Below are 6,893 nucleotides of genomic sequence, written 5' to 3'. Positions count from 1 at the left end.
GACACCCCCATCATCACCCTCGACGCCCGACGCCGGGACAGCGCCAAGAGCGCCCTCATCACCCTCGTCGAGCACGCCCTCCTGGCCCGCCTCCGCTGAGGCACGGGTCCACGGAGGGGCCGGACACCCCGGAGGGGGCGCGGAACCGCGCCCCCTCCGGCGTTCTCACGCCCCCTCGTGCTCCAAGAGCCCCGGGCGTCGCGGAAGCCTCATTCCGTCTCCTCCGGCGCCAGTCCGGCCCGCAGCAGCCCGTAGGTGTAGGCGTCCTCCAGGGCCCGCCAGGAGGCCGCGATCACGTTGTCCGCGACACCGACCGTGGACCAGGACGCCGCCCCGTCCCCGGACTCCACCAGGACCCGGGTCTTGGAGCCGGTGCCGTGCTGGCCCTCCAGGATGCGGACCTTGTAGTCCACCAGCTCCAGCTTCGCGAGCTGCGGGTAGATCCGCTCCAGCGCGGTGCGCAGCGCCCTGTCCAGGGCGTCGACCGGGCCGTTGCCCTCGCCGGTGGCGATCCGGCGCTCGCCCTTCGCCCAGAGCTTCACCGTGGCCTCGTTGCCCGGGGTGCCGTCCGCGCGCTGCTCGCTGATGGTCCGCCAGGACTCCAGGCTGAAGAAGCGCTCGCGGCGGCCGCGCACCTCGTCGCGGAGCAGCAGCTCGAAGGAGGCGTCGGCGGCCTCGTAGGTGTAGCCCTGGTTCTCCTGCTCCTTGACCTTGGCGACCACCCGGCCGACCAGGTCCCGGTCCTCGGACAGGTCGTAGCCGAGCTCCTTGCCCTTGAGCTCGACGGAGGCCCGGCCGGCCATGTCGGAGACCAGCATCCGCATGGTGTTGCCGACCAGCTCCGGGTCGATGTGCTGGTACAGGTCCGGGTCCACCTTGATCGCGGAGGCGTGCAGGCCCGCCTTGTGCGCGAAGGCCGAGAAGCCCACGTACGGCTGGTGGGTGGACGGTGCGAGGTTGACCACCTCGGCGACGGCGTGCGAGATCCGGGTCATCTCGGCCAGTCGGCCCTCGGGCAGCACCCGGCGGCCGTACTTGATCTCCAGCGCGCCGACCACCGGGAAGAGGTTGGCGTTGCCGACCCGCTCGCCGTAGCCGTTGGCGGTGCACTGCACGTGGGTCGCGCCGGCGTCCACCGCGGCCAGCGTGTTGGCGACCGCGCAGCCGGTGTCGTCCTGTGCGTGGATGCCGAGCCGGGCCCCCGTCTTCGCGAGCACCTCGGCGACGGTCTCGCGGACGCCCAGCGGCAGCATGCCGCCGTTGGTGTCGCAGAGCACCACCACGTCGGCACCGGCCCGGTGCGCGGTGGAGACCACCGCGAGGGCGTACTCCGGGTTCGCCTTGTAGCCGTCGAAGAAGTGCTCGCAGTCGATGAACACCCGCCGCCCCTGCGAGCGCAGGTACTCGACGCTGTCCCGGACCATCTCCAGGTTCTCGTCCAGGGTGGTGCGCAGGGCCAGCTCCACGTGCCGGTCGTGCGACTTGGCGACCAGGGTGACCACCGGGGCGCCGGAGTTGACGAGGGCGGCCAGCTGCGGGTCGTCCGCCGCCCGGCCACCGGCCCGGCGGGTCGCCCCGAACGCGACCAACCGGGCGTGCTTGAGGTCGAGTTCGGTCGCCGCCCGGGCGAAGAACTCGGTGTCGCGGGGGTTGGCGCCGGGCCAGCCGCCCTCGATGAAGCCGACGCCGAACTCGTCCAGGTGCCGGGCGATGGTCAGCTTGTCCGCGACGGTGAGGTTGATGCCCTCGCGCTGGGCGCCGTCGCGCAGCGTGGTGTCGAAGACGTGGAAGCTGTCGTTGGGGTGGTCGCTGGCCTCGGTCATGGCCCTGGGTTCTCCGTTCGGTGGAGTACTGCTCTTGCCGGTGGGATCCGGCTCCACTGTCCAGCATCCCGCGCGCTCCCCGGTGTCTCCGGGCCCCTTGTGGGGGCCGGGGCCGGTCCGGGGCAAAACAAAAGACCCCTCGCGGGTGCGAGAGGTCTGCGCGCGGGTCTGGACGCTCGTGGTCGCTCCGCAACGGGGTGGTGCGGAGCGGTCACTGCGGACCGGCGCGCCTGCTGCTAATGATCAGCGAAAGCGAGGACACACTGGCAGTCTGGCACACCATCCGCCATCCGGCCCGGACCATCCGCATACCGAGACACGCCTGCTGGCAGCAGGTGGTGAACCGCAGGGGCGCGTGGGGGCGCCCCCGGCTTTCTGCCGGGAGGTGTCCCCACGCGCCCCTGGCGTGCTCAACCGCTCCGAAAAGGTCAGACGATCTTGTGGAGCCAGTTGTGGGTGTCCGGGGCCTGGCCGCCCTGGATGGCGAGGAGGGCCTTGCGGAGCTCCATGGTGGTCGGGCCGGGCTCGCCCTTGCCGACCGTCCAGTCGCCGCGGGCGGACTTCACGGAGCCGACCGGCGTGATGACGGCGGCGGTGCCGCAGGCGAACACCTCGGTGAGGGTGCCGTCGGCGTTGCCCTGCTTCCACTCGTCGGTGGAGATCCGCCGCTCCTCGACCGCGTAGCCGAGGTCGGAGGCGAGCTGGAGCAGCGAGTCGCGGGTGATGCCGGGGAGGAGGGCGCCGGACAGCTCGGGGGTGACGATCCTGGCGTCCTCGCCCTCGCCGAAGACGAAGTAGAGGTTCATGCCGCCCATCTCCTCGATCCACCGGTGCTCGGCGGCGTCGAGCCAGACGACCTGGTCGCAGCCCTTCTCGGCGGCCTGGGCCTGGGCGATCAGCGAGGCGGCGTAGTTGCCGGCGCACTTGGCGGCGCCGGTGCCGCCCGGCGCGGCCCGGACGTACTCCTCGGAGAGCCAGACGGAGACCGGCTTGATGCCGCCGGGGAAGTACGCGCCGGCCGGCGAGGCGATGATCATGAAGAGGTAGGAGTTGGCCGGGCGGACGCCCAGGCCGACCTCGGTGGCGAACATGAACGGCCGCAGGTAGAGGCTCTGCTCGGGCTGGTTCGGCACCCAGCCCTGCTCCTGCTGGACGAGCAGCTCGACGGCCTCGACGAAGGTCTCGACCGGCAGCTCGGGCATGGCGAGCCGGCGGGCGGAGGCCTGGAAGCGGGCGGCGTTGGCCTCGGGGCGGAAGGTGGCGATGGAGCCGTCGGCCTGGCGGTAGGCCTTGAGGCCCTCGAAGATCGACTGGCCGTAGTGCAACGTCATGTTGGCCGGGTCGATCTCCAGCGGCGCGTACGGCGTGAGCTGGGCGTCGTGCCAGCCCAGGCCCTCCGTCCACCGGATGGTGACCATGTGGTCGGTGAAGATCCGGCCGAAGCCGGGGTTGGCCAGCCGGGCCTCGCGCTCCGCGTCGGACAGCGGGTGCGCGGAGGGCTTGAGCTCGAACGTGATGGGCGCCTGGGTGGGCGTACTCATGACTGTCTGTCCTTCACCGTGGGGTTGGTCCGGGCCGCCTCCGCCGAAGGGGTAGAACGCACGACGGCACGGCCCACTGTCGATACTCGCATCCAGAGGGCCGTGCCGAACAGCCGGTCGGCTGTCGTGCTGTGCGGTTCCGGCCCTTCGGGCAGGAACCCTGTGCTGCTCCCGGCCCGTCAGCCGGATACTCGGGCGGCGAGCGCGTCGCCGACCTCGGAGGTGGAGCGGGCGCCGGTGCGCTCGGCGAGGTCCGCGGCGACGGCGGCCTCGACCTTCGCGGCCTCGGCGGTGTGGCCGAGGTGCTCCAGCAGCATGGCGACGGACAGCACGGTGGCGGTCGGGTCGGCCTTGCCCTGGCCCGCGATGTCGGGGGCGGAGCCGTGGACGGGCTCGAACATCGACGGGAACGCGCCGGTGGGGTTGATGTTGCCGGAGGCCGCCAGGCCGATGCCGCCGGTGACGGCCGCGGCGAGGTCGGTGAGGATGTCGCCGAACAGGTTGTCGGTGACGATCACGTCGAAGCGCTCGGGCTGGGTGACGAAGAAGATCGTCGCCGCGTCGACGTGCAGGTAGTCGGTGGCGACCTCGGGGAACTCCCGGCCGACCTCCTGGAAGATCCGCGTCCACAGGTGGCCGGCGTGGACCAGCACGTTGTTCTTGTGGACGAGGGTGAGCTTCTTGCGGGGGCGGGCCTGGGCGCGGCGGTAGGCGTCGCGGACGACCCGCTCGATGCCGAAGGCGGTGTTGAGGCTGACCTCGGTGGCCACCTCCTGCGCGGTGCCGGCGCGCAGGGTGCCGCCGTTGCCGACGTAGGGGCCCTCGGTGCCCTCGCGGACGACCACGAAGTCGATCTGCGGGTCGCCGGCCAGCGGGGACTTCACACCGGGGAAGAGCTTGCCCGGGCGGAGGTTGATGTGGTGGTCGAAGGCGAAGCGGAGCTTGAGGAGCAGGCCGCGCTCCAGGACGCCGGACGGGACGCTGGGGTCGCCGATGGCGCCGAGCAGGATCGCGTCGCGGTCCTTGAGCTCCTCCAGGACGGCGTCCGGCAGGGTCTCGCCGGTGCGGTGGTAGAGACGGGCACCGAGGTCGTACTCGGTGGTCTCCAGCTTCACGTCGGCGGGGAGGGCGGCGCTCAGCACCTTGAGGCCCTCGGCCACAACTTCCTGGCCGATGCCGTCACCGGGGATCACTGCGAGACGAAGGCTGCGAGACATGCTCAGGACCCTACTCCGCGTCCCAGCCACTGACATCTCGTGTCCAGGATTCGGACATTCGGGGACGGGCCGGCGACAAAGGGGGGTACGGAGCCGTACCGGACCGCTCCGTTAAAATCCGACAGATCTACACGGGGAATTCACGGGGGAAAGCACTATGGGGGGTCGGATCAGCAGACGCCGCGCGCTCTGGCTGGCCGGTGGGGCGCTGGCGCTGCCCGCGGTGGGCTGCGGCGTCGGCCTGGCGGTCCGGGAGGACCGGCCGAAGGAGCCGGAGCCGCTCGGGCCCGCGCAGGTGACCGGTGTCGCACATCACAGCATCACACAGTCGTTCGTGCACGTCATCGCGCATCCGGACGACAATCTCTACTTCATGAATCCGGACCTCGACCACGCACTGGCCTCCGGCGCCGCCTGCGTCACGGTCTGCCTCACCGACGGCGAGTCCGACGGCCGCAACGTGCTGCACACCGAACTCGGCCGGGTCGTCCGCGCCGACCGGCCGGCCTACACCCGCGCCCGGATCAACGGACTGACCGCCGCCCTCGCGCTGCTCGCCACCGGCGACGAGAACAGCCCCTGGGACGTGTCGCTGGTCAGCTACCTGGACGGCCGGCTGGTCGAGCAGCACACCCTGCGGGCCGCGCCCCAGGTGCAGCTGATCCTGCTCGCGCTGGTCGAGGCCCGCTCGGTCAGCCTGCCGCGCGCCGCGAGCCTGCGCGGCCTGTGGCTCGGCGAGACGGAGGCCCTCGAAACCCTGCCGCCGGTGCGCAGCGGGCTGCCCGCCGGCGCCGGCTACAGCCGGGAGCAGCTGATCGCCACGCTGCACTCCGTCCTCGACCACTACCGCCCGACCGTGGTCCGCACCCTCGACCCGAACCCGGACCACTCCCCCAAGCCGCCGAAGGACCCGCACAGCGGCCACGTCTACCTGGACCACCAGGACCACACCTACTCCGCGTACTTCGCGCAGGCCGCGCTCGCCCGGCACTGGGCCGGCGACCGGGCGAGGAACGCCACCGTCGAGCACTACCTCGGCTACGTGAACGCCGCGCTGCCGCACAACCTCGACCAGGCCGCCGTCGGCCGCAAGGTGCTCGCGCTGAACAGCTACGGCTGGGCGGACAACCGGCGCTGCGGCGACCCGGCCGGCTGCGGCGACCGCAAGGTCGGGGCCGGCGCGCTGCGCAACGGCTGGGCGCAGTCCACCCGGTACCGCGCCCCGGGCAGCGGCGCCTGGCTGGTGCCGCTGTCCGACGGGCGGCTGGCCGCGTTCGGCCTGCTCAACGGCGCCGCGGTGCAGTGGACGCAGTCGCCGCGGGGCTGGGACGGGCCGCGGCGCCTCGCCGGCACCGGGCTGGAGGGGCAGGTGCAGGCCTTCCGACAGGGCGACGGGCTGATACGCCTGCTCGGCGTGCGCACCATGCTGCGCTACGCGGCCGACGAGCACCGCCGCGAGATCGTCACCGCCGTGCAGACCGGCCGGGACTCCTTCGGTCCGTGGGAGAGCCTCGGCGCCCCGGACGGCGAGGACCCGGTGCGCTCGATGGAGTTCGGCTACCCGGTCGGGCTCGCCCTGGCGGACGGCACCGTGCAGGTCGCGGCCCGCACCTGGGGCGGCACGGTCGCCGTCCGGACCCTCTCCGGCCCCGGGGAGACGTGGACGGCGCTGACCCTGCCGCCGCACGCCGGCGGCGGAGTCCAGGACGGCCTGGGCGCGGTCGTCGACGGCTACGGCAACACCCACGTCTTCGCGCCCGGCCCGCGCACCGTCGTGCACTGGGCCTCGGACGTGCCCGGCGGCCCGCTGCGGCCGGCCCCGCCGACCGGGCTGCCGGTGCCGGGCGGCCCGGTCACCGCCGAGCTGGGCGAGGAGGGCGCGCTGCGGGTGCGCTTCCGCGAACCGAAGAGCGCCCGGGTGCTCACCGCCGAACGGGAGCCCGGCTCCGGGGCGTGGCGGGTGGTGGCCGAGTCGGCGCCGCCCGGCGGCTTCGGCCGGATCGCCGTCGCGGACGGCGCGATGGCCGTCCGCGACGACCGCGGGCGGACGGCGCTGCGCGCCGACGGCCGGGACTGGCAGCACGACGGCCCGCTGCTCGCGCACACCCCCGCGCTGGCGGCCGACCGGGACGGCCGGCTGGTCGCCGTGGCGATCGGCTGCGACGGCCACCTGTACTCCGCCCGCCAGCCGGTGCCCGGCGCCCCGTTCGGTGCCTGGAGCCAGGCGGGCTGAGCCGTTGCATATGCTCGGTGGGCATCCCCCGCGCCCCGGCCGGCCGCCGCATGCCCGCCGGCCCGTCCCGTACGACCCC

Annotated in this window: 4 protein-coding genes and 1 pseudogene; 2 read left to right on the top strand and 3 right to left on the bottom strand. The window is 73.1% G+C overall.

The window, feature by feature from the left end:
- Nucleotides 1-99: pseudogene (locus AB0442_RS19015) on the top strand (ATP-binding protein); the annotation flags it as partial.
- 110 nt (nucleotides 100-209) lie between these two features.
- Here the strand turns inward: AB0442_RS19015 and cimA are convergent.
- The 3 genes from cimA to AB0442_RS19000 form a co-directional block, all read right to left on the bottom strand.
- Nucleotides 210-1,823 carry a citramalate synthase gene (gene cimA / locus AB0442_RS19010; protein ID WP_363542694.1) on the bottom strand — a complete coding sequence of 538 codons (1,614 nt, stop codon included), beginning with the start codon at nucleotides 1,821-1,823 and terminating at the stop codon, nucleotides 210-212.
- Nucleotides 1,824-2,251: 428 nt separating this feature from the next.
- Nucleotides 2,252-3,364, bottom strand: coding sequence for a branched-chain amino acid aminotransferase (locus AB0442_RS19005; RefSeq protein ID WP_344628453.1), 1,113 nt, complete (start codon nucleotides 3,362-3,364; stop codon nucleotides 2,252-2,254).
- Nucleotides 3,365-3,543: 179 nt separating this feature from the next.
- The gene (locus AB0442_RS19000) at nucleotides 3,544-4,581 is read right to left on the bottom strand and encodes a 3-isopropylmalate dehydrogenase (protein WP_366164117.1); all 1,038 of its coding nucleotides are present in this window, start codon (nucleotides 4,579-4,581) and stop codon (nucleotides 3,544-3,546) included.
- Between the two features lie 157 nt (nucleotides 4,582-4,738).
- Between AB0442_RS19000 and AB0442_RS18995 the strand changes: the two genes are divergently transcribed.
- A complete protein-coding gene (locus AB0442_RS18995) occupies nucleotides 4,739-6,814 on the top strand; it encodes a PIG-L family deacetylase (RefSeq protein ID WP_366164116.1) in 2,076 nt (691 codons plus the stop codon).
- The last annotated feature ends 79 nt before the right edge of the window (nucleotides 6,815-6,893 follow it).

The organism is Kitasatospora sp. NPDC085895, assembly GCF_040702125.1.
Taxonomy (GTDB): Bacteria; Actinomycetota; Actinomycetes; order Streptomycetales; family Streptomycetaceae; genus Kitasatospora; species Kitasatospora arboriphila.
This window is presented reverse-complemented; position numbering and strand designations above follow the sequence as displayed.

Excerpts from the sequence above, each read along its gene's own strand:
- cimA (WP_363542694.1), bottom strand. The coding sequence starts at position 1,823 with ATGACCGAGGCCAGCGACCACCCCAACGACAGCTTCCACGTCTTCGAC.
- AB0442_RS19005 (WP_344628453.1), bottom strand. The coding sequence starts at position 3,364 with ATGAGTACGCCCACCCAGGCGCCCATCACGTTCGAGCTCAAGCCCTCC.
- AB0442_RS19000 (WP_366164117.1), bottom strand. The coding sequence starts at position 4,581 with ATGTCTCGCAGCCTTCGTCTCGCAGTGATCCCCGGTGACGGCATCGGC.
- AB0442_RS18995 (WP_366164116.1), top strand. The coding sequence starts at position 4,739 with ATGGGGGGTCGGATCAGCAGACGCCGCGCGCTCTGGCTGGCCGGTGGG.